This is a genomic window from Bacillus sp. Au-Bac7 (assembly GCF_021341655.1).
In the GTDB taxonomy this organism is placed as follows: Bacteria; Bacillota; Bacilli; order Bacillales; family Cytobacillaceae; genus Niallia.
In genome coordinates, this window is record NZ_JAJTTG010000002.1 from 742,739 (window position 1) to 769,169 (window position 26,431).

27 protein-coding genes are annotated in these 26,431 nt (G+C 38.0%); 13 read left to right on the top strand and 14 right to left on the bottom strand.

Annotation, left to right across the window (positions count from 1 at the left end):
* Nucleotides 1–114 precede the first annotated feature (114 nt).
* From LXM54_RS12420 to LXM54_RS12435, 4 genes are all read right to left on the bottom strand, one after another.
* A complete protein-coding gene (locus LXM54_RS12420) occupies nucleotides 115–354 on the bottom strand; it encodes a hypothetical protein (protein ID WP_233315481.1) in 240 nt (79 codons plus the stop codon).
* A 29-nt stretch (nucleotides 355–383) separates the two neighbouring features.
* Complete coding sequence (locus LXM54_RS12425) at nucleotides 384–524, bottom strand: hypothetical protein (protein WP_233315482.1); 141 nt, start codon at nucleotides 522–524, stop codon at nucleotides 384–386.
* Nucleotides 525–635: 111 nt separating this feature from the next.
* On the bottom strand, nucleotides 636–1,412 hold the full coding sequence (locus tag LXM54_RS12430; RefSeq protein WP_233315483.1) for an AraC family transcriptional regulator: 777 nt from the start codon (nucleotides 1,410–1,412) through the stop codon (nucleotides 636–638).
* Between the two features lie 23 nt (nucleotides 1,413–1,435).
* On the bottom strand, nucleotides 1,436–2,014 hold the full coding sequence (locus LXM54_RS12435) for a LysE family translocator (RefSeq protein WP_233315484.1): 579 nt from the start codon (nucleotides 2,012–2,014) through the stop codon (nucleotides 1,436–1,438).
* Between the two features lie 164 nt (nucleotides 2,015–2,178).
* On the opposite strand from LXM54_RS12435, the gene LXM54_RS12440 reads away from it, so the two are divergent.
* The 4 genes from LXM54_RS12440 to LXM54_RS27990 all read left to right on the top strand — a co-directional run bounded on the left by LXM54_RS12440 (nucleotide 2,179) and on the right by LXM54_RS27990 (nucleotide 3,837).
* Nucleotides 2,179–2,493, top strand: a complete 315-nt coding sequence (locus LXM54_RS12440) for an ArsR/SmtB family transcription factor (protein WP_233315485.1) — start codon at nucleotides 2,179–2,181, stop codon at nucleotides 2,491–2,493.
* Between the two features lie 82 nt (nucleotides 2,494–2,575).
* Nucleotides 2,576–3,004: a DMT family transporter gene (locus tag LXM54_RS12445; RefSeq protein ID WP_233315486.1), complete on the top strand. Its 429-nt coding sequence runs from the start codon at nucleotides 2,576–2,578 to the stop codon at nucleotides 3,002–3,004.
* A gap of 12 nt (nucleotides 3,005–3,016) precedes the next feature.
* A complete protein-coding gene (locus LXM54_RS12450) occupies nucleotides 3,017–3,484 on the top strand; it encodes a DMT family transporter (protein ID WP_233315487.1) in 468 nt (155 codons plus the stop codon).
* 230 nt (nucleotides 3,485–3,714) lie between these two features.
* Nucleotides 3,715–3,837 carry a hypothetical protein gene (locus LXM54_RS27990; RefSeq protein ID WP_267913362.1) on the top strand — a complete coding sequence of 41 codons (123 nt, stop codon included), beginning with the start codon at nucleotides 3,715–3,717 and terminating at the stop codon, nucleotides 3,835–3,837.
* A 57-nt stretch (nucleotides 3,838–3,894) separates the two neighbouring features.
* Here LXM54_RS27990 and LXM54_RS12455 read toward each other — a convergent pair whose 3' ends face one another.
* Nucleotides 3,895–4,410: a GNAT family N-acetyltransferase gene (locus LXM54_RS12455; RefSeq protein ID WP_233315488.1), complete on the bottom strand. Its 516-nt coding sequence runs from the start codon at nucleotides 4,408–4,410 to the stop codon at nucleotides 3,895–3,897.
* A 126-nt stretch (nucleotides 4,411–4,536) separates the two neighbouring features.
* On the opposite strand from LXM54_RS12455, the gene LXM54_RS12460 reads away from it, so the two are divergent.
* Nucleotides 4,537–5,172: a YczE/YyaS/YitT family protein gene (locus LXM54_RS12460; RefSeq protein WP_233315489.1), complete on the top strand. Its 636-nt coding sequence runs from the start codon at nucleotides 4,537–4,539 to the stop codon at nucleotides 5,170–5,172.
* A gap of 43 nt (nucleotides 5,173–5,215) precedes the next feature.
* Here LXM54_RS12460 and LXM54_RS12465 read toward each other — a convergent pair whose 3' ends face one another.
* The 9 genes from LXM54_RS12465 to hutP form a co-directional block, all read right to left on the bottom strand.
* Nucleotides 5,216–6,442 carry a TolB family protein gene (locus LXM54_RS12465; RefSeq protein ID WP_233315490.1) on the bottom strand — a complete coding sequence of 409 codons (1,227 nt, stop codon included), beginning with the start codon at nucleotides 6,440–6,442 and terminating at the stop codon, nucleotides 5,216–5,218.
* Nucleotides 6,443–6,554: 112 nt separating this feature from the next.
* Nucleotides 6,555–7,325: a TerC family protein gene (locus tag LXM54_RS12470; RefSeq protein ID WP_233315491.1), complete on the bottom strand. Its 771-nt coding sequence runs from the start codon at nucleotides 7,323–7,325 to the stop codon at nucleotides 6,555–6,557.
* A gap of 275 nt (nucleotides 7,326–7,600) precedes the next feature.
* Entirely contained in the window at nucleotides 7,601–8,767 is a 1,167-nt protein-coding gene (locus tag LXM54_RS12475; protein WP_233315492.1) for an FtsW/RodA/SpoVE family cell cycle protein, read from the bottom strand.
* Between the two features lie 126 nt (nucleotides 8,768–8,893).
* Entirely contained in the window at nucleotides 8,894–10,219 is a 1,326-nt protein-coding gene (locus tag LXM54_RS12480) for an amidohydrolase family protein (RefSeq protein WP_233315493.1), read from the bottom strand.
* A 13-nt stretch (nucleotides 10,220–10,232) separates the two neighbouring features.
* On the bottom strand, nucleotides 10,233–11,492 hold the full coding sequence (locus tag LXM54_RS12485; RefSeq protein WP_233315494.1) for a Zn-dependent hydrolase: 1,260 nt from the start codon (nucleotides 11,490–11,492) through the stop codon (nucleotides 10,233–10,235).
* Nucleotides 11,489–12,763 carry an imidazolonepropionase gene (hutI, locus tag LXM54_RS12490; RefSeq protein WP_233315495.1) on the bottom strand — a complete coding sequence of 425 codons (1,275 nt, stop codon included), beginning with the start codon at nucleotides 12,761–12,763 and terminating at the stop codon, nucleotides 11,489–11,491. Before hutI ends, LXM54_RS12485 begins: the two co-directional genes overlap by 4 nt.
* 14 nt (nucleotides 12,764–12,777) lie before the next feature.
* Nucleotides 12,778–14,436, bottom strand: a complete 1,659-nt coding sequence (gene hutU / locus LXM54_RS12495) for a urocanate hydratase (protein WP_233315496.1) — start codon at nucleotides 14,434–14,436, stop codon at nucleotides 12,778–12,780.
* A gap of 64 nt (nucleotides 14,437–14,500) precedes the next feature.
* A complete protein-coding gene (hutH, locus tag LXM54_RS12500; RefSeq protein WP_233315497.1) occupies nucleotides 14,501–16,012 on the bottom strand; it encodes a histidine ammonia-lyase in 1,512 nt (503 codons plus the stop codon).
* Between the two features lie 207 nt (nucleotides 16,013–16,219).
* A complete protein-coding gene (hutP, locus tag LXM54_RS12505) occupies nucleotides 16,220–16,648 on the bottom strand; it encodes a hut operon transcriptional regulator HutP (protein WP_233315659.1) in 429 nt (142 codons plus the stop codon).
* A gap of 397 nt (nucleotides 16,649–17,045) precedes the next feature.
* Between hutP and LXM54_RS12510 the strand changes: the two genes are divergently transcribed.
* The 8 genes from LXM54_RS12510 (at nucleotide 17,046) to LXM54_RS12545 (ending at nucleotide 26,331) form a co-directional block, all read left to right on the top strand.
* A complete protein-coding gene (locus LXM54_RS12510; protein ID WP_233315498.1) occupies nucleotides 17,046–17,639 on the top strand; it encodes a GNAT family N-acetyltransferase in 594 nt (197 codons plus the stop codon).
* A gap of 51 nt (nucleotides 17,640–17,690) precedes the next feature.
* Nucleotides 17,691–18,488, top strand: coding sequence for a MerR family transcriptional regulator (locus LXM54_RS12515; RefSeq protein ID WP_233315499.1), 798 nt, complete (start codon nucleotides 17,691–17,693; stop codon nucleotides 18,486–18,488).
* 193 nt (nucleotides 18,489–18,681) lie between these two features.
* Entirely contained in the window at nucleotides 18,682–19,491 is an 810-nt protein-coding gene (locus LXM54_RS12520) for a TrmB family transcriptional regulator (RefSeq protein ID WP_233315660.1), read from the top strand.
* A gap of 76 nt (nucleotides 19,492–19,567) precedes the next feature.
* Nucleotides 19,568–20,299: an AzlC family ABC transporter permease gene (locus LXM54_RS12525; RefSeq protein WP_233315500.1), complete on the top strand. Its 732-nt coding sequence runs from the start codon at nucleotides 19,568–19,570 to the stop codon at nucleotides 20,297–20,299.
* Nucleotides 20,290–20,628 carry an AzlD domain-containing protein gene (locus LXM54_RS12530; protein ID WP_233315501.1) on the top strand — a complete coding sequence of 113 codons (339 nt, stop codon included), beginning with the start codon at nucleotides 20,290–20,292 and terminating at the stop codon, nucleotides 20,626–20,628. Before LXM54_RS12525 ends, LXM54_RS12530 begins: the two co-directional genes overlap by 10 nt.
* 294 nt (nucleotides 20,629–20,922) lie before the next feature.
* Nucleotides 20,923–21,561 (top strand): nitroreductase family protein, encoded by a 639-nt coding sequence (locus tag LXM54_RS12535; RefSeq protein ID WP_233315502.1) that lies wholly within the window; start codon nucleotides 20,923–20,925, stop codon nucleotides 21,559–21,561.
* 486 nt (nucleotides 21,562–22,047) lie between these two features.
* On the top strand, nucleotides 22,048–24,756 hold the full coding sequence (locus LXM54_RS12540) for a beta-glucosidase (RefSeq protein ID WP_233315503.1): 2,709 nt from the start codon (nucleotides 22,048–22,050) through the stop codon (nucleotides 24,754–24,756).
* Nucleotides 24,757–24,849: 93 nt separating this feature from the next.
* Nucleotides 24,850–26,331 (top strand): glycoside hydrolase family 30 protein, encoded by a 1,482-nt coding sequence (locus LXM54_RS12545; protein WP_233315504.1) that lies wholly within the window; start codon nucleotides 24,850–24,852, stop codon nucleotides 26,329–26,331.
* Nucleotides 26,332–26,431: the final 100 nt, after the last annotated feature.

Here is a 26,431-nt window from a genome sequence, read left to right on the forward strand (position 1 = left end):
TTTTTAACATTACTAGAATACGCCTTCTAGTTAACTCTAAGTCAAGTAAAAAGACTAAAAAAAACACCTGAACGTTATATAAATTAGTTCAAGTGAATTTATTACATGTGTATATCAACCCAGTCCTTCTATTAAAGTACCTAAATTATCTAAATCCTGTGTGATATTTAAGATAATCACAAATCTCCACTCTTTATTAATTTTGCCTAGCTTAACTACTTGGTGGACTTCAATCTGATCATTAGAATAAGTTCTGTGAGAATCACAAATCTCGTATAAAGTTGCTGCAAAATTTGTATTGTTCCAATCTCTAATTTCTAACGAAACATATTCTTGGCTTTTTTTAAGATTCATTTTTAACTCCTATTAAGGTTATTGCCTTGCTAAAATAAAATTTTGTATCCAATGATGATAATGATGATTCCGATAACAATAAAGCCACCGATGGTAGGACTGCCATACAGCGCTCGATTCCAACTGTCGTCTGTTTCAATTTTACTTTTCTCTTCATCATTATTTTTCAAAAAAGCCCTCCTATCCATTTCTTCATAATCCGGTAATGTTACATACGTTTATTCATCAGATAAGTTTCATCCTCCTCATGCATAAAAAAACTGTTAGACAAAGTCTAGCAGTCAATTTAAATTAGACAAATATTCATATGCTGTCGTTCCATAGACACTTTTAAAATGTTTATTTAAATGAGGTAAATCTACAAAACCGCATTCTGCTACAGCAGCATAGATATCTCTCTTTCTTTCTATTAACTGCTTTGCTTGTTCTAGCTTGCTGTTTAGAAAGTATTGATATGGGGAGATTCCTGTATGAGCATTGAATATTCGGATAAATTGATATTTTGATAAATCAAGCTCACCGCTTATATCGTCAAGCTTAGGAACGGCCAGTAAGTTAGCACGAAGCATCTCCTTTGCTTTTCTTATCAGAACATTATCTTTTTTATATTCTTGAGAGAGGTTTGTTTGAACAAGACTCTCTGTTAGCGACAGCAGCAACTCACTGCAGACAGCTTCCCCTTTTTTATTAAGAATAGCATTAGCTAGTCTTATAACTTTTTGCTGAAGGATTTTATCGTATACAATAGGTGTTGAAAACTTGATTATTTCCTTTTTCTCCGATACCTCTAAGAACAGTTGTGGATCGATATAAAGCATCACATAATCAAGGCCTGCATCATCATGTGCCATCCCGTCATGAGCTTGTTCTGGATTAAAAAACATGACGCCGCCTTTATGGGACAACTGCAAACTGCCATCTAAATGATATCGTTGAATGCCGCGTAATGTGACCCCTATTGCATACTCTTTATGAGCATGCTTTTTATAGGTAAACTCATACATACTGGCTGCTAAGGCAGTTATGCCAGCTGATTTTTTATAAATAAATTTCTCCACTGCAACCACCCCTTTATTCTCTGCTAAAACCACATCATTCCAGCGGCGTATACTAGAAATAAAGCCATTAGAAGATTGACTGCCTTTTTATGTTTTTGCAAAAAGGCTTTAAATATTGCGCCGAAAAGCACCCAAGTAATAAAGGCTAAAAAACCGATGAAAGTAATACCGGCTATACTTGTCATCAATGCTGATGCTGACTGGAAATACGGCATGATATAGCTTGGAATAATGGTCATCGTAAACAGAATTACTTTAGGATTTACAAATTGCATGATAAATCCAGATAAAAACGTGCCTGTATTATTTATTAAATTGCCTTTTGCTGAATCACTTTTATATATTTGCACTGCCAAATAAATCATGTATAAGCTGCCGATAATCTGCATCACCATTAAAAGCTTGGGTATGATTGTATAAAGCACAGAGTTCAGAAAAGCAGATACAACAAGCAGTAGGCCGAACGCAACCGTTGCTCCATATGTATATTCCATTGCCTTTCTAGTACCAAAATTGTGCACTGTTGATAAAATAACGATATTAGTAGGACCTGGTGTGAATGTTACGATAAAGCAGTATATTATAAATGATGTAATATTCATGAGGGAACTCCTTTCCTTTTGTCCTTATGAATATTACATCTATGTTTATAATGTATATAGTATATTATTGCAGATATTAACTCATTTACTCAATAAAAGGCCGTTAAGCATTTCTTATAAAAGTAAAAATTGACATATCTAAAAAAACCGATATAATCGGTACCATGGAACCTATTCATGTATTTAAAGCACTCTCTAATGAAACAAGATTGAATATTTTAGAGTGGCTGAAGGAACCTGAGAAGCATTTCCCAAAACAAGGCGCTCATTTGCCTAAGGAGGTAAGCTACAAAGGCGGAGTTTGTGTTGGGGATATTCAAGAAAAGGCTAAAGTTTCTCAATCTACCGTTTCTAGCTACTTAAACATGATGCAAAAAGCTGGACTGCTTGACTCTATTCGTCATGGTCAATGGACATACTACAGGCGAAATGAGGAGTTTATTCAACAGCTAGCAAAGTATTTTCAAACAGAAATCTAACTTTGCATGGATTTCTGTTTTTTTAAGACTCTATATCTATATTTCTAGATATATAATTATTCAAAAAAGGAGAACTGATTTTATGCGCTATCTTTCTTATTTGTTAGCCCTTCTGGCTGGAGCAGCGCTCAGCTTTGAAGGAGCTATTTATGCTGAACTGGGAAAAACAATTGGACAAATAGAAACAAGTTTTTATAACTTCTTTATGGGCTCTATTATTATGGGGCTATTATGGATTTTCTTTGGTAAAGGAGATCTTTCTTATACATTAAAAGCACCTAAGTGGACATTGCTTGGCGGCGGATTAGGTGTCGTTTATTTAACTGCTATTGTTATTAGTGTTCCATACGTCGGTGTTGGAATCTCAATGGTTGCAGTCATCATCGGACAACTGGTGATGAGCATGGTAATTGAGCATTTCGGATGGCTTGGCAGTAAAAAGACTAAAATTAACAAGGAAAAGATATTTGCCGTAATCTCTATGATTATCGCACTTATATTAATAAACTAGGAGGTTATCAATTTGGGGTTATTTATGATTTTATTCACATTAATCGGCGGTATCACACTAAGCGCTCAATCTTCTATCAATGGTACATTCAGCCGCAAAGCAGGCACAATTGAAACTACTTTTTTAACTTTTCTAACTGGAACCTTGTTTCTTACTGTTTTCATTATCTTTTTTGGACATGGGGATATTCTTGCACTTTTAGAAGCACCTAAGTGGCAATTAAGTGCAGCCTTTTTAGGCACAGCCTATTTGCTGCTGACTGTTATCGCCGTTCCTCGAATTGGGGTAATCGCAACAAATATCGCGGGGATTGCCGGTCAACTAGTAATTGGAGTGATAATTGATCATTTTGGCTGGTTCAATAGTTTAGTTATTGAATTAGATATGAAACGGGCCTTTGCATTACTATTTATGATTATTTCTTTATACTTCATCTATAAAGGCAATAAGCGTTCGAATGAAGAAGCACAAAATTCTTAACAACCTGATAAAAGGTGGTGTTCCTAACAATAGGAACACCATCTTTTTTTGATATATCAGCTATATATAAAATTGCATTGCAAGATAATTCAGTGTGTACGGCATATCAATACACCGTCAGGACATAATCGTTCCGCTTAAAGGAAGATCCATACCATATAATAATTTTTAATATAATAAGACAAGTAGCAAGAGCTGTTCGTACTTCCCTTCTCGTAGACGAAAAACACATGCAACCAAAGATGGTGTTAGATGACCCTATACAAGGAATTAATGATGTTTATCTTGTCGTTGGATTGCTGCCGAATGGAGCAAAATACAGAGACTGCTTTCTAAAAGTGCTGAAGCGTTAAAAGACTAAGCAAAAGAGAAATGAACGTTATTCTTGTTCATTTCTCTTTTGCGCCTTATTAAAGTGTTTTACACATGATAAAGTCAGTCTGTTCTTCATCACCCATATAAAAGGAATGAGCTCCCTTTTGCCTAAATCCCATTTTCTTATAAAAGGCTATAGCATTTTCATTTTTTTCCCAGACGCCAAGCCATATTTTCTTTTTATTGTTTTCTCTGGCAATATCAAGTGCTTTTTGGAAAAGAACCTTCCCAAGTCCGTGTTTTTGAAATCGGCTTTTGATATAAATCCTTTCGATTTCAAGTGACTCAGTCCCCATTTCCTCAGTTTGTGCGTCATTCATATTTACCTTTAAATATCCAGCCAATTCCTTATCTAAATATAGAAAGAAAAATTGGGATGAAATGTTGGACAGCTCTTTCTCTAACTGCTCTAAAGTAAATGCTTTATCTAAGTAGTTCTTCATATTTTCAGGTGAATTTTGGTCTTTAAATGTTTCATTAAAGGTTTCATAACTGATTTCTCGAAGCTTTTGTAAATCTTTAACTGTACATATTTTAAGTTCTAATGTCATTTGAAATGCTGCTCCTTTTATTTATAATAAGCCCACTAATTTTATTGCAAATGCAATAAAGATATCTTATATTAAATATAATGTATTTTTGTTGCATTTGCAATAAAATCTCAAGGAGGCAATCATGTGAAATATGTATTTTATGTAATAGGGATATTTATTTTAACCTGTGGAATTTCCTTAACGATTCAATCGAATCTTGGAACTTCACCTTTTGACGCCCTTTTAGTTGGCTTATCTCAAAATATAGGGCTGACTGTCGGCAGCTGGGAATTTATCTTAGCAATTATCTTGATTTTATTTAACTCCTTGTTAAAAAGACAGCAGCCTGAAGCTTTAGGATTGGTAACAGCTTTTATAACTGGAATTGGCATCGATTTATGGCTGTTTTTATTGCACGGTTTAATAACACCTGAAATTTGGTATAGCCAATTGATTTGTTTTATTAGCGGCTTAATTGTGATTGGATTTGGAACCGCCATATATTTACACACAAACTTCGCTCCAATTCCAGTCGATCGGTTAACATTAATTATTCAGGAACTAACTAACACAACTATTTTTCTTTCGAGAACATTTATTTATTTAGTATTTTTAATTATTGCATTCAGTTTAGATGGACCAATTGGCATTGGTACGTTACTAACGGTTTGTTTAGGAGGACTTGTTCTGCAATACTTTATGCCAGCAGCGAAAAAAGTATTAAACATGTTTATCGCAGATTCTAATCCGTCTACACATGATAAAAAGCAGGCCATATAAAAAGACGTGAGACTTCTCCATACTCACGCCTTTTTACAAGCTGCTATAATTTATGCTTCTCTATATAAAAAACAGGTTCAGACTCAACATTTTTAATCCATATACTATCTTTGCCTTCAAGCCCTTCTCTAATCCAAACATTATTTTGCTCATTTTCCATATGCCGGACCCAAGTTATATAGCCATTAACGGCTTGAGGGGTATCATCTCGTTCCTTTTCTTTAGGTGCTGTCAATTGCTTTTGGTCATTAGACTTCAAATGAATGGAATAAAGGCTAGTATACATTGTAGGTACCGGGCCTTCCTTCCATTCTTTATTTTCCTTAGAACGAGCAACAATCACTACATCAGGAGAATACCATGACAAATCCAAGTCAACATCCCCCTTTGGTGTATAAACTTTCTGTCCGATAAAAGCAGGCATTTCTGCGATGGTTGTCCGCTTATTTTCAACGAGAAATCTTCCTTCACCAGAAATATAGGCAAGCTGATTTTTATTCGGGGCCCAATTAAACCAATCCTGATTGTTCAGCATTTTGCCGACTTCTTGAAAACGTTCTCCCTTTGCTGTAATAACACATAATGAATTACTGTCATTGGACCAGGATGCTGTCGGAATAGCCAGAAAGCTAAGCCACTTTCCATCATCACTCCACTTAAACTCCTCTGCCGTTATTGCAAATAAATCTTTATTAGTCAGGATTGTAAAAAAGGGATGAATCTTTTCTTGTTGTAAGTTTGCATCAGCTGCGACTTTAAATAATTCAATGGGGCCCCAACCTGTCGGTAATAAATTGGATTGAGAAGACACAATAAATTCTTTGCCGTTCGGAAACCATTCAAATCCGCTGACACCTAAAGAAACGTTCTCAAACATTTCAGGCCGTCCATGTTTTATTTTAGTGACGTTTAATATTCCTTGATCATTATAAGCTAACTGATTATTATTTGGTGACCATTTGTAATCCGTTGCACTCACTTGCACATATGGTTGATAGCTTTCGTTTTTGACCATATCATAAATATACAGATCAGACTTTTCACCTTGCTCATCCCCATCTATATACGCAATAAAACGGCCATCAAAGGACCATTTAGGGTTGTATACATGCTGAGAATAGGTGAGCTGTCTTTCTTCACTTCCCTCCTTCACCCACAGCTGATTGTTGCGCACAAATGCAGCTGTTAAAGGCACTTCCCCTGCGGCTCCAGCAGCAGTAGATAAACTAAAAAAAATAACAAAAAGAGATAAGAGCATTCGATAATTCATAACTAGTCCTCCATTCTGCTACTAAGATGCCCCGAGTTATTATTTCTAATGCTATAAAATACACTAAAAAAGCTCTACTCCCAAGTGGATAAGGGAATAAAGCTTTTGATTTTTACGCAGGGTCTTTCTTAGCCTTATTTTTATTGTTTGGCGCAAACCAGCCGATTAATGCTACCGCTACTAATACTCCATAAAAGATTAACGTCCAGCCAGTGCTATGGGGAAAATGATGGTCCAGTACACCAATATCTTCGTGTGCCAGGGTAATTACGCTAAGCTTGACACCGACCCAAGCTACAATTACATATGCTGTTGTTTCTAATGCAGGTCGCTTATCAAGCAGCTGTACAAACCATGTGGCTGCATATTTAATTAAAACTAGGCCGGCAATCCCACCAAGAAGAACAACGAGAAACTGTCCTCCATCCATACCGCCGAACTCACCAAGCGGTGAATCAGGAAGGCCGAGGGCAAGAGCAACTGCCGCTAAAATGGAATCAATCGCAAAAACTAAATCTGCTAATGCAATCTTTCCCACAGTAGGTAAGAAGCCCTTTCCTTTAGCCTCTTCTTCCACTTCCGTATGCGGCTTTTCTTTCTTAAACCATGCCTTAAAGATATGCTTTAAGCCTAAATAAAGCAGATAAACGGCACCGATTGCCTGTACCTGCCAGACGTTTGCAATAAATGATATCGCAAACAGTGCTGCAAATCGAAAAATAAAGGCGATAATTATACCGTAATTTATTGCCCTTTTTTTCTCATCTTCAGGTAAATGCTTCGCAATTACTGCAAGAACCAATGCATTGTCAGCAGATAACAACCCTTCTAAGCCAATTAAAATCAACAATGCCCAAGCATATTCCAACCATATTGACTCCATTTTTTTCTCTCCTTTCTAATATGTATTATGTGAAAGGTTTAAGCTGACAATAAAGAAAATTAAATAAGTCTGCAAATTTCCAAATAACCCTGTAACTTTATTTATTCCTTAACAAGGGTATTTATTTATAAACTTATTTAAAATTTCTTTAACTTTCTCCAGCCACACCAAACTAAAATACATAAGAGAATAATCTTCTTTGGATAACTCAATAAAGTATACCCTTAATTCCGTATAGTTATGCTTTGTTAGTTTTTAGTCTGCCAATAACAATGCTAATCATACTTATTTCCTTCAAACATATAGTATTTCGTTTTAGCAGAGATATTTAATACTAATGTTAAGGACAGTATCGTTCCGAAAATGGAGCTACCGCCATAGCTTAATAAAGGCAGAGGAATACCGGTAATCGGCACAAGTCCTGTTACCATGCCAATATTCTCAAAAATATGGAAGGTTAACATTGATATAATTCCAGCCGAAATGATGCTTTCGTATTCTCCTTTGTTGTTTATTGAGATTCTAATAATTCGATAGATTAGCAGAAAATATAAAACTAATACAACACTTGCCCCAAAAAATCCATATTCTTCCCCAATAACGGAAAATATAAAGTCCGAGTGGGCTTCGGGGATAATGACTTCTCCATTGGAGTAACCTTTGCCTGATGTTGTCCCTGAGCCAATGGCCAAGATTGATTGTGTTAACTGATATCCTATTCCTCCTCTGTATTCAAACGGGTTTAACCATGAATCGATTCTCTCTATTTGATATTGATCTAGAAATAACAATAAAGTATCAGGTTGATATATATAGATATAAACGCAGGCACCAATGATGGAAATTACGCTCGAGAAGAATATGACAAGCAGCTTCCAATTTACACCTGACACAAAAATAATCCCAAACATAATGGTGGCAATAACCATTGCTGTTCCTGCATCTGGCTGCTTTAAGATAAACAGGATGGGAATCGCTGTAACTCCCAAAATCTTCCCAATTAATTTTATATCAGTCGCAATTGTTCGATGAATGGTGTTCTTGTTATGGTCGACGGTGACCTTTGCTAAGAAAACAATTAAAAATACCTTCATGAATTCGGCAGGCTGCAAGGAGCCAATCTTATCAATCACAAACCAGGCTTTCGTTCCCTTAATAACAGGTGCAATCGACGAAGGAGCAAAAAATAAGGCAACAAGCAATAATACTCCTAATAAATAAGCATAAAAAGACATTCTTTTTATTTGTTCAAAATCAAAATAATAAACGACAGCCGACATAACCAGTCCAACTATGTACCAAAATACTTGCTGGCCAGCAAAATTTGCTGTGTATGGCAGAAATTTTTGAGCACTTTGGATATTTATCGTGCTGATTATCATTAACAGCAGAATGATTAACAATAAATAATAATCAAACTGCGATTTGTTTTGGTTGTTCATACTTTCCATCTCCAACAAAACTTGAATAAGTCCTCTATTTTTATTACCAATACTTATAACGGAGTTAGGAATTATATTGTTTCAACAAAAAGATGCAACCAGCATTTTTTTGGTTGCATCTTTTTATTATTCTTGTATGCTTTGCCATTTTTCCATTAAGCTGTCTACCCTTTTCACAATTTCCGCTTCTGAAACTGTCTTAATTTGACCGTTTTCTACTATCAGCTTTCCATCGACGATAACATCTGAAATAGCATTTGGCTGCATGGAATAGACTATATTGGCAAATAGTTCAGATTTAGGAGAAAGAGATAAATCATTTAAATCTAATGTAACAAAGTCTGCTTTCATGCCTACTTTCAACTCTCCAGTTGGAAGCTGCAACATCTCAGCTCCTGCTTTTGTGCCCATGTCGAATACTTGTTTAGCATTAATGCATGTTCCATCAAGGCGTGTAACTTTTTGCAGCAGAGAACACATTCTCATTTCTTCAAAAATACTGATGCGGTTATTGCTGCAAGCTCCATCAGATCCGAGTGAAATGCGAACTCCCGCATCCAGTAAGTCAGGAATTCTTGTTACTCCATCTGATAAAAACATATTGCTGGATGGGCAATACGCAAGCCTTGCGTTTTTTTGGCCTAATATTTTTATTTCACTATCTTCTAACCACACTAAATGAATAGCAATCATGCTTTCATCTACCACACCAAGTGAATGGAGATAATGAACTGGACGCAAGCCGTATTTTTCAAGGATTTCATCGACTTCAAATGTTTCTTCTGCCACGTGAATATGAAAGGGTGTTCCTAGCTCCTTAGCGAGGCGATGTCCTGCTTGAATCATTGCAGGAGAAGCTGCATGAGGACTATGAGGTGCAGGATGAATGGAAACCATGGAATCACCTTGATACTTAATCGCTAATTTTCGTGTCCGGTCCACTGCCTCTCCCACTGTTTCCCGATAACTTATTGGGGCCCCTTCCCAATCGTACATTGTTCTTGCAAAAACGAGACGAATACCTAAATCTTTAGCAGCTTGAATGACAGCTTCATCTGTAGCAGTACCGCCATTATGAACATAGAAGAAATCACTTACTGCCGTAACTCCGTATTTCAGCATTTCTCCAAATGCAAATAAGGCACCTGTATAAATTGCCTCCTCATCTAGTAAGGGAGTATAACGGTAAAGTGCTTGATCTCTCCATTCTAGAAATGGGCGATCTACAGCAATTCCTCTTAATAAGCTTTGAAAAGAATGATTATGAGCATTCACAGTGCCAGGCACAATTGCTTTTCCTTCCCATTCAATTACAGTAACGCCTTTGTATTTTTCTAATAAGCGATTTTTAGGACCAATTTCTTTAATGACTCCGTCTAAAACATAGATTGCTTGATTTTTTTGAAATTGATTATTTATATAAATAGAATCGGCCATATATAAAACACTCAATCTATTATCCCCTTTATGTGTCTAATTTTTGATCTAGCATAAGAATTGTATGCAGCAAAGTATTTGCTGCTTTTTCAATGTCTTCCAAGCGGCTTTCCTCGTCTGGACAATGGCTCTTTCCGCCAAGACTTGGAACAAACAGCATCCCGCTTTTGGTGATATTCGCCATATGGGCAGCATCATGACCCGCCATACTGCCAAGGAGATAATAAGGATATTCCCAGTTACTCACAATTTCTTTCATCGTATCAATTATGAATGCATCCATACTTGCAGGCGATTGATTAAGCAAGACCTTCCTGTCTATATGAACAAACCGCTTTTCTGTCACTCGTAAGCACTCTGTCGTAAATGCCGCCAATATATCTTGTATTTCTACAGATGATTTCCCTCTAATCTCTAAAGTCATACACACTTTGTGAGGGATAATATTTGGCGCATTAGGGAGTATGTTCATCCTGCCGATTGTGCCAACCACTTCATTCGAAGGATGATTTAAGCAGGCACGCTCAAGGGATAAAATAAGCTCCGAAGCGGCAGTTAAAGCATCTTTTCTATCTTCCATAATTGTCGTTCCCGCGTGGTTCGCCTCGCCAATTACCGTAATGCTCTCACGATAAATTCCGGTAATGGCCGTTACTATCCCGATGGGAACGGACCTATTTAGCAATCTTTTGCCTTGTTCTATATGCACTTCTAAATAGGCACTTAACTCCTCAGGCTGAAGCACACAATTCTCAAAAGTATCCAGATCGCCGCCTGCTGCCTGTAAGGCATCAGTTAGTAAAGTTCCTGCTGGATCTGCTACATTTAAAATTTCCTCTGTTGTTAATTTACCAGTAACTGCTCTGCTTCCAAGTGTTGATAATCCAAAAGGGTTCGGCTCTTCCGCACTAAAAGACACTAATTGTAACGGATGTCTTGTCATTATTTCGTTTTCTTCAAATACTCTCATGATTTCAAGCGCAATCAGCACACCCAACGCTCCATCATATTTCCCGCCATTTGGAACAGTATCAAGATGTGAGCCGAAAACAATGCTCGGAAGCTTTTCTTGTCCTGTACGCTTGCCCCAAATATTAGCTGCCTGATCCGTTTTAACAATCAAATTCACTTGATGAAGTTGATCTTTCAGCCAATTTCTTGCTGCCAATTCACTTTGAGTAAAGGTGGTCCTGTCAAGACCACCTAAAGCATTTATGCCAATCTGGCCGAGCTCATCAATATCTGTCATTAAGCGAGCTATATGAATGGAAAGTTTCTTTCCTTTCAACAAATCGCACCACCTTTGACTACAATTTCGCCGCTTTTAATAACTGTATCTACGAGATTAACTGCATAATTGTATTGAAGTGTTTGATAATTAACAGCATCAAATAAAACTAAATCTGCTTTTTTGCCTACTTCAATACTGCCGATCTCTTCAGCTCTGTTAATGGCATGGGCTGCATTAATAGTGCAGGCTGTCAGCACTTCTTCTGGTGTCATCTTCATTGTTAAACAAGCTAAATTCATAATAAAAGGCAATGATTCTGTTGGAGAGGAGCCTGGATTCCGATCTGTCGAAAGGGCAATTGGCACGCCTGCTTCTATCATTTCTCGGGCATTGGCTGGTTCAGTCATTAAGAAAAAGGCAGTCCCAGGCAACAGCACAGCAATCACCCCTTTTTCTGCCATTGCCTTTATCCCCTGCTCTGAAGCACGTAACAAATGATCTGCTGACACAGCACCTAACTCTGCTGCAAGTTCCGCCCCCCCAAAAGAGACAATTTCATCTGCGTGAATCTTTGGTAATAACCCCAGCTTTTTTCCTTCCTCCAGAATACGTTTTGATTGCTCAATTGTGAAAACACCTTCCTCACAGAAAACATCACAAAACTCAGCCAGTTTTTCTTGAGCAACGACAGGGAGCATCTCCTCTACAATCAGCTGAACAAAATCGTCAGGATTTTCTTTATATTCAGCAGGAACAGCATGTGCGCCCATAAAGGTTGAAACTAAATCAATGGGATGTATGTTATTTAGCTTTTGGGCTGCCCGTAATTGCTTTAATTCAGCTTCTAAGGTTAATCCGTAGCCGCTTTTCGCCTCCAATGTTGTGACACCATGTAATAAAAACCGATTTAATCGCTTAGCGGTCTGTGCGATCAGTTCTTCTTCAGAAACTGCTCTTGTCGCTTTCGTCGTGCTTAAAATGCCTCCGCCAGCTTTTAAAATATCCATATACTTGGCGCCTTTTAAGCGCATTTCCAATTCTTGTTCCCGGCTCCCTGCAAACACAATATGTGTATGAGGGTCGATCAACCCTGGAGTTAACACTTTGCCTTCACCACTTACAAAAGTTACAGTCTCAGGTTGCGTGTTAACAAATTCCTCTGCTGCTTGATCTGTACCGACATATACAATGCGTTCACCGCTTATTACGACACTGCCATTTTCAATGACGCCTATTTCAGCCATTGCTTTTCCAGATTTCGGCTTGTCACTGCTTCCGCTTACGGTAATTACTTGTGAAGCTTTTTTTATATAAAGAAGATCTGTCACTTGTATCTCAACCTTTACTTTAGATTTGGAATATGGATACCTTTTTGCTTTGCCGTTTCAATTGCAGCTTCATAGCCTGCATCCACATGCCGCACAACGCCCATTCCAGGATCTGTTGTCAGCACTCTTTCAAGGCGCTTGGCAGCATGCTCTGTGCCATCTGCAACAACAACCATTCCAGCATGAAGGGAATATCCCATTCCCACACCGCCTCCATGGTGAACAGAAACCCAGCTTGCACCTGCTGCCGTGTTGAGCAATGCATTCAATATCGGCCAGTCTGCCACTGCATCACTGCCATCCTTCATTGCTTCAGTTTCCCGGTTTGGTGAGGCAACAGAGCCAGCATCTAAATGATCTCTTCCTATTACGATTGGTGCAGACAATTCCCCGCGTGCCACCATTTCATTAATGATCTTTCCAAATCTGGCCCGCTCTCCATAACCTAGCCAGCAGATCCGCGCTGGCAGGCCTTGAAATTCTATCTTTTCTCGGGCCATTCTGATCCAATTGCACAGATGCTCATTATCAGCAAACTCTCGTAAAATAACTTCATCTGTTTTATAAATATCTTCCGGATCGCCTGATAATGCTACCCAGCGAAATGGTCCCTTTCCTTCACAAAACTGGGGACGAATAAAGGCTGGAACGAATCCTGGAAAGTGAAAAGCATTTTCTACTCCTTCATCAAAGGCAACTTGACGAATGTTATTGCCATAGTCAAAGGCGACAGCTCCTTGCTCCTCCATTGCCAGCATAGCTTTTACATGTACAGCCATGCTTGCTTTTGATTTTTTTACATACTCTTTTGGATTTTCTGAACGAAGCCTCTCTCCATCTTCCAAAGAAAAATGAGCTGGCAGATAGCCATTAAGTGGATCATGGGCAGATGTTTGGTCTGTAATGATATCTGGAATAAATCCGCGCTTCACCATTTCTGGCAGCATTTCAGCTGCATTTCCAAGCAAGCCGATTGAAAGCGGTTTGCCCGCATGCTTTGCATCTTTTGCTAGTGCAATTGCTTCATCTAATGTTTCAGCAAGTACATCACAATAACGAGTCTCGATTCGCTTTTCAATCCGGCTTCGATCGACATCAATGCCAATTAACACACCGCCAGCCATTGTTACAGCCAGTGGCTGGGCCCCGCCCATTCCACCAAGTCCTGCTGTTACGGTAATTGTTCCTTTTAACGTTCCATTAAAATGCTGGTTCGCGCATTCAGCAAACGTTTCATACGTTCCTTGAACTATTCCCTGTGTGCCAATATAAATCCAGCTTCCTGCCGTCATTTGGCCATACATCATCAGTCCTTTTTTATCAAGCTCATGGAAGGTATCCCAATTTGCCCAAGCCGGCACAAGATTAGAATTAGCCAATAAAACACGGGGTGCTGCTTCATGTGTTTTAAAAACGGCCACTGGTTTGCCTGATTGAATAAGCAAGGTTTCATCGCTTTCTAACTCTTTTAATGACGCAACTATTCGTTCAAAGGATTCCCAGTTTCTAGCCGCCTTGCCAATCCCTCCATATACAACCAGTTTTTCTGGATGCTCCGCTACTTCTGCATCTAAATTATTCATTAACATTCGGAGAACAGCTTCCTGCTCCCAGCCTTTCGTATTCAAAGCAGTTCCCCGCGGCGCTTTAATTGCATTTTTTTCAAGTTTCATTTTCCATTCCTCCTGCTACTCATTTATATAATTAGATGGATAATCTTCTACTTTTATTCCTTAGCTAGAGTGATAGTTTCGCAGCAAAGGACCATTCTTGTGTTTTCATAGCTTGTGCTAAGTTTTCAATATCTGTGGAAAAGATACGATCGCTTGTGATTAATGGCACCTCTGCACGAATTTTTTCATGCAATATCTTTGATTGGGGAGAGAGTTTTTCAGCACCTCTAATATCTGCTGCCTGTGCACCGCATATAGCTTCAATTGCAAGCACTTTCCGTGTGTTTTGCACGATTTCATAGGCATGGCGTGCCGCAGTAGCTCCCATGCTGACATGATCTTCTTGATTTGCAGACGACGGGATGGAATCAACACTGGAGGGATGTGCCAATGTTTTATTTTCCGAAACAAGGGCCGCAGCAACATATTGGGTAATCATTAATCCTGACTCAAGTCCTGGATTAGCACTTAGAAAGGCTGGCAGATCATTTAACTGCGGATTTACGAGTCTTTCAATTCTTCTCTCTGAAATATTTGCCAGCTCTGCAGTTGCAATACTTAAGAAATCCATCGCAAATGCGATAGGCTGACCGTGAAAGTTCCCTCCTGATATGACTTTTCCGCTTTCAGCAAAAATCAATGGATTATCTGTTGCCGCATTTATTTCAATCATCAGCTTTTCTTGTACATAATTTAATGTTTGCCATATAGCACCATGTACCTGTGGTATGCAGCGTAAAGAGTAAGCATCTTGCACGCGGAGCTCTCCCTGCTTTGTAGTTAATTGACTGCCTTTTACATAGGAAAGAATACGTGCCGCTACTTCCTGCTGCTCTGGATAAGGTCTTACTTGATGGGATTCAGGAGAGAATGCATCGACTATTCCTCTAAGTCCTTCTAACGTCAAGGCAGCTACTCTGTCTGCTAAAACAGCGAGGGATTGTGCTTCTAAATAAGCTATCACGCCTACTGAAGTTAAGGCTTGCGTGCCATTTATTAAAGCAAGCCCTTCTTTCGCTTTAAGCTGTATCGGTTTTAAGCCAGCACGCTTTAATGCTTCCTTGCCATCCAGCTTTTCCCCTTGATAAACAGCCTCTCCCTCCCCAACTAAGACGAGGGCCAGATGAGCTAATGGTGCAAGATCACCGCTTGCTCCAAGTGAGCCTTGACTCGGAATGACAGGAGAGATTCCGAAATTTAAACAATCAACCAGCAGTTGGAGCGTTTCCGGGCGAATTCCTGAGAAGCCTTTCGCCAGAGCATTCGCTCTCAACAGCAGCATCAACCTGCATATATCTTCAGAGAAGGCCTTACCGACACCACAAGCATGACTTCTAATAAGGTTAATTTGTAAATGCTCTAAGTCTTCATTTGAAATAACCGTATCACTAAACTTGCCAAATCCAGTGTTAACACCATAAATAACCTTTTTCTCCTCAATAAGCTTCTCCACAACAGCTCTGCTATTTTTTACATTTTCCCAAGCTTTTTCATGGATGGTTACCGTCGCTTTGTTGGCTAATACTAATTGAATTTCCTTTAACGTCAAATGGTTCCCATCAAGTAGGATATTCATGATCCTTCAACCTCTCTTTATGCTTTTTTTAAATAAAAAAGGGGCTGCACAAAGAAAATGAATTCTTCATACAGCCCCCTAATAGACTATAAACTATGGGCATACAATTTATTTGGTTTTATAAACTAATTAAAAATCGGCTAAATGGCTAATAACTGAATACCATTATTATATATGTAGACAGAATATTTTGTAAATATTTATTTATTAAATATGATTAAATCCAAGCCCTAAAGCATCATGCTCAAAACCCTTTTTTGGTGCACCGATTGTCCCGAAAATACAGACACAGATCCATTCCCCATTATATCCGTACTTTTCAATTTCCCCTCGTACAATACCAAATGTCAAACCGACTGTCCGCAATATTTCTCCAAATTGAACATTGCCTCTCCCTACACCTTGCAGTGCTTCTAAAATAGTATGATATAGAGCATGAACCTCTCTGTAGGAGTCTCCGTCAATTATCTCATTTGACTTTGCAGTCGTTTCAATAGCGGCAATAACTTTAAATAAGTCCATTGCTCCTACTTTACCAACAGTATAGCGGTATCCTCTTCTGCTTAGTTCATCTTTTAGTGTTTGCTCGCTGCTGCTGTTATTTAAAAGTGTTAACAATGAAGTTAACTTACCCATTGAGTAGTTTTTCACGAAGACAATCCTCCTCCCTGTAGTTTGTTTTAGGTATACAACAAAAAAACCTCGCATGAAAGAACAAAAAAATTCCTCTTGCCAAGTCTCCTTCTACTAACTAAACACTAAACTAAGACTCATATGTATGTACCTAATTCTACAACCTGCACTGTATTTCTTGCTCTTACTTACTTCTCTTACATCTGTTTATTGAACTAAATATCTATTTCTATTTTCTTACATCTCCAAATAGGTGTCAATATAGATTTCTTAATTTTCCGAATCATCCACTTTTTATATATAGCTCTCACTTCACAAATTAGTGTTTGACCTTAGAATTACTAGAAGGTTTATACTTAAGGCAATAATAAATATATATAAATGGAAAGTTGGTTTAAAAATGATTAGAATAGCTTCACAGAAGGATGCGAAGGCGATAGCGTCCTTACTATGGGAAATATTCGAGGACATGGAATTATCATTGCTCAAGAAAATACCTAAAAACACATTATTAGAAATGGTAGCAGAAGCAGTTGCAGACCCTGTTTACCGATATGGCTTTAAGAGAGGTATTGTATACGAACTAGATGGAGAAATAGCTGGTGTATGCTTTGGATACAAGGCTGTTGATGAGCCGGTCATTGATGACCCATTCATGGAAATATTAGTAAATAACGGGTATGATAATAACGAAAAATTATTTGTTGATAAAGAGGCATTACCGGACGAATGGTATTTAGACTCTATTGTTGTTAATCCAACATACAGAGGGTTAGGGATTGGTTCTGCGTTACTAAGAGAAATGGAGCAAATGGCGTTAAAGGCAGGCTCTAAGAGAATCGGGCTCAATGTAGATATTGCCAACCCTAAAGCAAAAAAGTTATATTCAAGTATAGGCTATACAAAGGTGGCAGAGCTTGTCTTAAGCGGCCATCGTTATGAACATCTATGTAAAGCATTATCTAATACTGCTGCAGCAGTAGTACAAAAATAATCTGCAGAATTGCCATTTCAATAGAGATGGGCGCAGTTATGGAGCGGAATTATGAATTGGAAAATAAACGAAATCGCTAATCTTTATGACATTAGTGCACATACTTTGCGCTACTATGAGGAAATTAATTTAGTAGTCCCTAGCAGAGGCGAAAATAACTATCGTATTTATACAGATGAACATTTACAACAGCTGAATATCATCCGTGATTTAAGGAAATTTAATATACCATTAGAAGAAATTAAAGACTATTTAGAGAAACGCACGGTTGAGAAGACCTTAAACTTATTGAAAAAACAGCAAAACTTTCTTGAACAAGAGTTAGCTGCACTGCAAGAAATGCAGCATATCGTCGAGGAAAGAATTGATTTATTTACACATACTGCCCAAATGTCTGAAGGTGAATGTCAGGTGATTGAGTACCCTGACAGATATGTGATTGCCAGTAATGATAAAGATACTGATGGTGAACATGTAGACTTATCATTGAAAGAGCTGTATAAAAAATACGAAAACAATCTTCCGTACTTAGAGCAACAGATGATTGGCAGCTTTCTGTACGTTAAAACTTCAACTAATTCGATTAATCACCGTGTATTTTATTATATCGAAAATGATTCAGACCCGAATACAATGATAATACCTAAAGGAAAATATGCATCTACTTGTTATAAAGGCAATTATAAAAAAACACAGCAGTATATTACGAAGCTGAAAGAGTATATCAAAACAAACAATTACACAGCCGATGGCCACCTTTTTGAAACGTATCTCATTGATTTTCATGAAACTCATATAACAGAAGAATATGTGACAAGAATGGAAGTAAGGATTAAAGACCCTATATAAAGTTTAGTGCATGAACAGATTTGTTCATGCTTTTTTTGCGCTTCATTGACAATTCCCCTATTCTATTCACTCTTTTTATTATAAAAGTACAAAAATTCTTGAAATTATTATTAGTAGGTATTAAACTAACTACTATAAATATACGTAAGTATTACCCTAACTACTAAAGTAGTAAAAGAAAGGACGTGTTATGTTGGACGAAATCTTTAAAGAATTGCAGAAGCTCGGTTTTTCCCAATATGAATGTAAAGCATATGTCAGCCTTTTAAAGCATTCACCTATGACAGGCTATGAGATTAGCAAACGATCCAGTGTCCCTCGGTCTATGATTTATGAAGTGCTTGGAAAACTGCTTGATAAAGGTGCTGTGTACATTGTTCCTTCTGAACCTGTCCAATATGCGCCGCTGCCAGCAAAAGATTTAATTTCCCGACTGCGGCAGAACTTTGAACAGTCTTTTGATTATTTAGAGAAAAACTTAGCAGCACTTAAAAGTGAACAAGAGGTAGATACTATCCACCGGATTAGCGGTGATGAAAATGTACTAGCAGAAATGAATAATTTGATTTTACGAGCAAAAGAAGAAATTTGGCTATCTGTATGGGCTCCGCAAATACCGCCTATTGAGGATGCTGTATTACGGAAAGAAAAAGAAGGTGTTGCAGTCACCTCCATTTTATTTGGTGCGCCAAACACAACGCTTGGCTATACAACACATCATGATTATATGTCTCCTAAAGTCGCAGAGGAACGTACAAACGGCCGGCTGACCATTGTGGCTCGTGATAACGAAGAAGTGATTATTGCGAATTGTTCCCCAGCTTCCCAAGGCTGGGCTATAAAAACACAAGATCCTGCCCTTGTATTGGTAGCACTCGAATATATTGGCCATGATATTATTTTTGCAGCATTGACAAATGAAATTGGCGAACAAAGAGTAGAAGCTCTTTGGAGAGATAATAAAGATTTATTGCGGGTTGTTACAGGAAAACGGTTCAAATAATTGTTTGAACCGTTTTATTAGCAATTTTTATTAGTAGTTAGTTTTATAACCTCTACTGAAGAAAGGAGCTTTACTTATGCAGCTTGACAGTCCCAACTACAGCATAGTAATGAAAAAAGGATCAGAGGAAACATTCTTACAAGGAGTCAAAGCATGTATACCAACATTATTAGCTTACCTAAGCATTGGCTTTGCCTGTGGAATCGTGCAAAAAACAGCAGGACTCAGCATTGCTGAAATAATATTACTAACCTTATTTGTTTATTCAGGCTCCGCTCAGTTTATTGTGGCTAGTATGTATCTTATCAGTACTCCACTTGCTGTAATCACAACGATTTTCTTTGTTAATATACGTCACTTACTTCTAAGTGCTGCTCTATCACCTTATTTTCAGCATTTGTCCCCTTTTCGTAATATGTTAATTGGGGCAGTGTTAACAGATGAAACTTTCGGTGTGGCTATCCAAAAAAGTGCAGAAAAGAACAATATAAGTGAAAAATGGATGCACGGTCTTAATATAACAGCGTATGTAAATTGGCTAATTGCTAATTTGGCAGGTGCTTACTTTGCAAAGTGGATAACAAATCCTGATGCACTTGGTCTGGAATTTGCGTTGCCAGCTGTTTTTATTGGTTTATTAGCTATATCCATTTCAGTCAGAAAAACTGTGCGTATTGACATACTTGTCAGCATAATAGCAACAATAATGATAATAGTGTGTTCATGGTGGCTCTCAGGCAGTTTAAGCATTATCATTGCCACTATTTTAGCAGCCACTATCGGGATGGTGATGACCAAATGGAAATAAACGCTGCTGTACTTTTAATTGTAATTGGAGGAGCTATCGTAACCTTTATACCAAGAGTTGTGCCTATAATGGTACTCAGCCGATTAAAGCTGTCAGATAACGTTCAAACCTGGCTGCATTTTGTGCCTATTGCCATACTCGCCGCTATAATTGGACAGGAATTATTTATGGAAGATAACAAAGTACAGATAATGCTAAACGAGGAGCTGCCAGCAGCCATTATAACAGCTCTTATTGCCATTAAGACTCGCAGTTTATTATGGACAGTTGTTGCTGGAGTTATTGCGTTTGTATTAATGAGATGGTTACTTGCTGGATTTTCAATATGAAAGAATATAATAATTGCACCTTTTTTAGGTGCAACTATTACCTTTAATCTATCTTAGAAAATTTGTACCGTTCTCATCGTTAAATGCCATCTTCCTTTTCTATGCATGAATGTTTAAAAATGTACTCCCCTATCCTCCAACTAAAATATAGACAAAATCTCTAAAAAAAGAATTCCCTAAACTTATGACTTGCATTTTCCGTAAAAATATATTATTATTTGACGTATCAATAGTTGATATGTCAAATATTGATACGTCAATAAATAACTTTAATTATAAAGGAGACAGTTTACTATGAGTAAATTTCAAAAAATAAATGATTTCAATGAGATTGTATACGGACGCCGTTCTATTAAGGTGTATGACCCTACTGTTAAAATCAGCCGTGAAGAGATGAGTGAAATCTTAACACAAGCTTCTAAAGCTCCATCTTCTATTAATATGCAGCCATGGCGCTTTGTAGTTATTGACAGTGAAGAAGGAAAAGCTAAACTAGCTCCTCTATCACGCTTTAACAAAGATAAAGTTTTGAGCTCTTCTGCTGTTATCGCTGTGTTCGGTGACAAGAAGAACTTTGATTATGCGGAGGAAATCTACAGCAAGGCTGTTGAGCTTGGCCTAATGCCTCAAGAAGTAAAAGACGCTCAATTGAATGCTTTTACACCATATTATGAAAATATGTCCGAGGAAGTCATGAAGGATACTATTATGCTAGATGCTGGTCTTGTTTCTATGCAATTAATGCTGGTGGCACGTGCTTACGGATATGATACAAACCCTATCGGCGGATATGAAAAAGATCAAATTGCTGAAAGCTTCGGCCTTGAGAAAGACCGCTATATTCCAATTATGCTTCTGACTATCGGTAAAGCAGCACATGAAGGTTTCGAATCATACCGCCTCCCTGTTGAAACAACAACAGAATGGAGATAATAACTAGTTTTTACATTTACTTTAAAGAATACTAGGAAGAAAAGAACCAGGGACAATCTTGACCTTGGTTCTCTTTTTTATATCTCTCCCATTTTTCCGTAATAATATTACAAATCTAAACACCAATATTTCTTAAAATGACGCTTATTTTTTATTGTTACATTCTGTTGTCTAAGCTATTGCTAATATTTCAGAATAGTTTGTCATAATTATGTAATTCACTTTTTTCAATAGATATTTGGTCATTTTCTCTGTAACCGTCACTCATTCCTTTATTTACAAATTTCGCAGGAGAATCAGATGATGTTCCTTCAACAATCTTCCTTTTCTTAGCCAAAATCTCACTTTTTCCTCTCTTAAAAATTACAACATTCTCTCTATGGTCTTTCTGACTCACTCCGCTATGATGTTAGGTGTTCAAGCGGTAGGCCAAACTAATTAGAGACAAATATTACAAGGCCTACTCAATATAAAAAAAGGAGTGAAATGATGGCTTTATTATCAGAGGGGAAACGCAAACTGACAAAAGCCAGCATCTTATTTACAATGGTGCTCGGTCTTGCAGCGCCTCCATTGGAAACATCTGCTGAAGAGTTTTCATGGATGGACAAGAGTCTTTCTGCTGAGGAAAGAACTCAAACTTTAGTAGAAGCTATGACATTGGAGGATAAAGTAGACTTTATTACTGGCAATGTTAACAACTATTACGGATTTTATAACGAAGGATTAGAGAAATACGGTATTCCTGCCTTACAAATGGCAGATGGGCCTCTAGGTGTCCGCATTGCCAATCCTGAAATTCAAAACAAACAATCAACTGCTTTGCCTTCCGCAATCGGCCTTGCAGCAACATGGAATACGGAGACAGCAGAAGAATATGGTGATTTGATTGGAAATGAAGCATTCAATACAACACATAATGTTATGCTTGGCCCTGGGCTAGATATTGCCCGCAATCCTTTCGGGGCAAGAAACTTTGAATCTTTAGGCGAGGATCCATACTTACAAGGACAAATGGCATCTAGTTATGTAAATGCCATTCAAAGCAATAATGTCTTGGTAACAGCCAAGCATTACTTATTGAACAATCAAGAAAAGGACCGCTTTACAAGCGACTCTCAAGCTAGTGAACGAGCAATCAATGAAATCTATGCAAGACCTTTTGCAAGCGTCATTGAAAATGCTGATTTAGGAAGTGTTATGTGCTCTTTCAATAAAGTAAATGGCGTTTATGCATGCGAAAATCCTGATTTACTGACTGATTTGTTAAGAGACAGCTTAAACTTTGAAGGTTTCGTGATGAGTGACTACGGAGCTAATGTCAGCACAGCTGAGTCAATTAATGCAGGACTCGACTTAGAAACACCAGGTGAGCCTTTTGGAGTATGGGGCGAAGAGCTCTTGCAGGCTGTGAAGGATGGAAAAGTAAGTGAAGAAACAGTTAATCAAAGTGCATACCGAATTCTTTACCAAATGTTTGATAAAGGATTATTCGATAACCCAACACAAAACAACCCAATCGATGTGGCCGCACATGGCGAAATCGCCCGACAAATAGCTGCAGAAACGATGGTGTTACTGCAAAATAAGAAGGACATTTTGCCATTAAATACAGATAAGCTGGATTCAATTGCTGTTATTGGACCTGATGCTGATACTGCATCAGCAGCTGGCGGAGGAAGCTCCCTAGTTAATCCAACATATACAGTAAGTCCGCTAGAAGGTATTAAGAATCGTGCAGGAGCAGATGTACAAGTTGAATATGCGCCTGGTACAGATTCCATCAGTGCTGGAGATATCTTACCAGGTCCTGATGCCGTTCCATCTTCTTTCTTAATGCCAGAGGCTGATTCTGATGAAAATGGATTAAAAGCTGAATACTGGTCTAATAAGAACATGGAAGGAAATCCAGAATATGAGCATACTGCTAAACAAGTAAACTTAAATCTTGGTTTCTATAACTATGAAGGTTTTAATGCACAATCTTCAAAATTGGACAGCCTGCCAACAAGCTTAAACGGCATGATGTCTGCAAGATACACTGGTGTAATCAATGTTCCAAAGTCTGGAGAGTATAACCTTTCTACGACAAGCTATGGTTCAAGCAAAGTGTATCTTGATGGAACTCTAGTGATTGATAACGCTGGAGAACAATTGAATACAATTGAAAAAACAGTTACTCTGGAAGCAAACAAAAATTATGATGTAAAAATCGAGTATAAAACAGACTACAAAGAAGCGTCTGGAAATGATAATGGCGGTCAATTACGCTTTGGCTGGGAAGCTGCAGACAATATTGTTGACGAAAATATTGCTGATGCTGTTGACTTAGCGAAAAAATCAGATGCAGCTGTTATTGTAACAAGAACATATGATAGTGAAGGTTATGTAGATCGTTCGGACATGGAACTGCCTAATAACCAAGAACAGTTAATTAAAGAAGTAGCGAAGGTAAATAAAAATGTCGTAGTTGTCAATGAAAGCGGCATTGCAGTTAAAATGGGAGACTGGAAAAACAAGGTCGAATCGATCGTGCAAGCATGGTATCCAGGTCAAGAACAAGGAAATGCGATTGCTGATGTATTATTCGGCGATGTAAACCCTTCTGGAAAACTGCCAGTCACATTCCCTGTCGATGAAGATTCCACACCAGTTTCTTCAGAGGAACAATATCCTGGCATTGACGAAGCTGTTAAGTATTCAGAGGATATTTTTGTTGGCTACCGCGGCTATGAGCAATCTGGCATTGAAGCAGCCTTCTCCTTTGGACATGGCTTGTCTTATACAGATTTCAAGTATAACAAGTTAAAAACAAAGGTGAAAGGTACAAAGAAATCTACTGAACCAACAGTTGAAGTTACATTAAACTTAAAAAATACAGGTGATGTTACAGGCTCTGAGGTTGTCCAAGTTTATACTGGAAAGCTTCCTACTAATGTAGAGACAGCTCCTAAACAATTGGCAGGCTTCAGTAAGGTTGAGCTTAAACCTGGAAAAGAGAAGAAAGTGACCATTAAACTGGATGCAAAAGCCTTCTCTTATTATGATGAAAAGAAAAACGAATGGGTTACTCCTTCAGGTAATGTGCCTGTTTATGTGGGCAGCTCTTCCAGTGACATTCGTCTAAAAGGCAGTGTTACTATTTCTAAATCAACAAGCAAGCAGTTAAACAAAGCTAACAATACTAAAAACTAATAACAAACAACAACAAAGATAAAAAAGATAATCGAAAAGAAAATCCCCACAAAAAAGCTTTGTGGGGATCTTTTTTCAGGAGGAACTAAATTTATGATTAAATACAAAATATGGACGTTCCTGTTGCTGCTTATGCTCCTGCTAGCACTGCTTATCTTTGCATATATGAACCCTGTTAACAAGACGAGTAACCAAAAGACAGTGGACGAAACAGAAGTATTGGTCTGGCAGACGACAGGTGATCAGGCAGATTTACTAGAGAAAAAGGATTCCCTGTATTTTTCAAATCAGCACTCCCCTTCTCTCCCTACTGTAGCAATTGAACCGAATACTGCCTATCAACAAATGGACGGGTTTGGTGCTGCTGTAACTGGATCAACTGCCTATTTGCTACAGAATGAAGATGATTCTGAGCGAAACAGCATTTTAACGGACTTATTTACAAGCAAGGGAATTAATCTATCAATAGTCAGGCATACTATTGGCTCTTCCGATTTTTCTGTCGATGTCAATGGAAATCCAAGCAGTTATACGTATAATGACACAAACGGTGAACCAGATTATGATATGAACTATTTTTCTATCAAAAAAGACAAGGATGTTGTAGGGAGTCTGCAAGATATTCTCACATTAAATAAAGATATTCAAGTCTTGGGTACGCCTTGGAGTGCACCTGCCTGGATGAAATTCGGTGAAAAAACGTTGAATGGCTGGTATTTAGATTATACGAATGACAAAGTGTATAAAGCTTATGCTGATTACTTTGTTCGTTATGTTAAAGCATATAAAAGCAACGGAATAGATATTTCTGCCGTTACCATTCAAAATGAGCCAGAATTCACTTCAGCTAACTACCCTTCTATGAGTATGGGTGCCGAGGAGCAGGCTAAATTCATTGGACAGTATTTAGGTCCAGCTTTTCAGGCAAATAACTTGGAGACAAAAATCATAGGGTTTGATCATAATTGGGACAGTGCTGTCCAATACACAAGTGCATTATTTGAAGACAGTACAGCTTTAAAGTATATCGATGGAACTGCTTTCCACTGCTACGAAGGAACTCCTGCTGCTATGGCACAAATTCATGAAAATTTTCCTTCTAAACATATTTATCTTACTGAATGCAGTTCAGGTAAATGGAGTGAAAGCTTTGCTGATAATTTCAGCTGGCAGATGAGCAATCTTATGATTGGCGGCCCGCGCAATTGGGCAAAAGCTGTGCTAATGTGGAATATCGCACTAGATGAAAATAACGGTCCTGTAAACGGAGGCTGCAGTATATGTACAGGGTTGTTAACAATAGACAAAAAAACAGGCACTACAACGAAAAATGCAGAATACTATGCCCTTGGACATGCCAGCAAATTTGTCCAGCCTCATGCAGTAAGAATTTATTCATCCAATTTTCCAGGCACTATTGAAACGGTTGCTTACCAAAATCCAGACAAATCTATTATCCTCCTAGCACTGAATCCTATGGATAAGGAGAAAAGCTTTCAAATCGAGACTAACGGCACTTACTTTACTTACAGTCTTCCTCCCAAAAGCGCTGTCACATTCTCTTGGCAACCTTAATAGAAGATAGAAAAAGGTGCATTTCCATGAAATGCACCTTTTTAATAGAGGAATTTCATAAGATTTGAGGGTGTAAAGAAGAAAACATTAGGAAGGAAAG